The sequence below is a fragment of the Streptomyces sp. UH6 genome (assembly GCF_013421635.1).
GTDB classification, from domain to species: Bacteria; Actinomycetota; Actinomycetes; order Streptomycetales; family Streptomycetaceae; genus Streptomyces; species Streptomyces abyssomicinicus.
The window spans coordinates 1-1,527 of record NZ_JACADT010001197.1; the positions used below are offsets into that span (position 1 = coordinate 1).

Consider the following 1,527-nt stretch of genomic DNA (forward strand, 5'->3'; position numbering starts at 1 on the left):
GCACGGGGCGGTCGACGGCGACCGCGGTGCCGGGCGCGTTGGTGCCCACGGCGCTCTCCGACCAGCGGGCGCCCGGCACGAAGTTCATGGCGTCCGCGGCCCGCCGCGTCGCCGGGCAGCCCTCCACCCAGAGCAGGCGGCCGTGCGCGTCGCAGACGGCCAGGAGATGGCCGCCGTCGTCGGCGAAGGTGCCCACCAGTTCCCGGATCAGGGGCATCATCCGGGAGAGCGGATGCTCGGCCCGGTAGGCGTTGAGGTCGGAGTCGGCCAGCTCGACGTCCGCCGTGCGGTCCGGTCCCACCCCGGCCCGGGCGGACCTGCGCCACGAGTCGGCCACCACCGGGCGCACCGGGCGGGGCACGGTTCCCGCCCGGGTGAACGTCTCGTGGGCCCGGCGCAGTATCCGTGCCCGCTCCACCGGATCGGCTCCCGGCTCCAGGGCCACCCAAGGATCGGTCAATGCGGCCTCCCCGCAAGGCGACGGTGACGTGCGGTATCCCGTCACATCCTCATCCGGGGCGGGAAGGGCGACAAGGCGTCGCGCCGCGGGGATTCCGGGGAGACCGCACCGCGCCGCCGGTGAGGCCTTGCCTGAGGACCCCGCCTGAGGACCCCGCACCGGCACGGTCGCGTCAGGGTGCCGGCTCCGGTCCGTCGCCGTCGCGCACCAGGCGCCAGGCCCGTGCGAAGAGCGCGGGCAGGGTGTCGGGGAAGGGCGGCAGGTCCGTCACCTTCCCGTCGTGGCCCAGCAGGGCGCCCAGCAGCGGAACCTTCCAGCCCTCCAGCGGCGGCGGTGGCTTGAGACCGCGCCGGGGCCTGCCGCTCGGCATCCAGGCGCCGGGCAGGAAGACGTCCCGGCCCGCCCGGGCCCGCCGGTCGCGGACCACCAGGCCCCGGCCGGCCAGCTCGGCGGCGGCGTCGCGGTGCCGCCGGGTGGTCCAGCCGTTCCAGCGGCGCACGTGCCGGTCGGTGGGGGAGGGGAGGGTGAGCAGTTGCAGGTACAGGGCGGCCGCGTCCCCGGACACCCCCAGGTGCCCGGCGGCCTGCGTGACGACCTCGGGCGCGCTCGCGCGCGGATCGGTCTCGTACGCGCCCTCGGGGAGGGCGTCGGAGGTGATCCGCGTCATCATCCGGTCGCACGCCCCGCCGGTCAGCCACAGCCGCTCCTCCGCGTGCCGCGTTCCCTGCGCCAGGCCCTCCCGCAGCAGGCGGCCCGGGGAGTCCGTGCGGGACAGCGCCTCGCGCAGGAAGCGGACCAGTTCCGGGGCACCGCCGCGCACCGCGTCACCCGCGGGCAGTTCCGCGTAGGCCCACGGCACGGCGGTGAGCACCGTGTCGAGGAGCAGCTCGGCGTCGCCCCAGTTCCGGACGTCCCAGATCGTGGGGAGGCGGCGGTGCTCGGGCTCCAGCCAGCGGGGGTTGACGCCGATGCCGCCCGCCGGGGGCAGCCGGGCGGGGTCCAGGAGGAGGCGGCACAGGTCCGCCGCCGGTATGCGACGGTCCAGCGGCAGCGCGGCCTGCCACGCG

The 1,527-nt window shown here is 77.0% G+C and carries 2 pseudogenes; both read right to left on the reverse strand.

The features are described from left to right. A pseudogene (locus tag HW445_RS30565) lies at positions 1 to 460 on the reverse strand (transcriptional regulator); the annotation flags it as partial. Between the two features lie 172 nt (positions 461 to 632). Next, positions 633 to 1,527: pseudogene (locus HW445_RS30570) on the reverse strand (hypothetical protein); the annotation flags it as partial.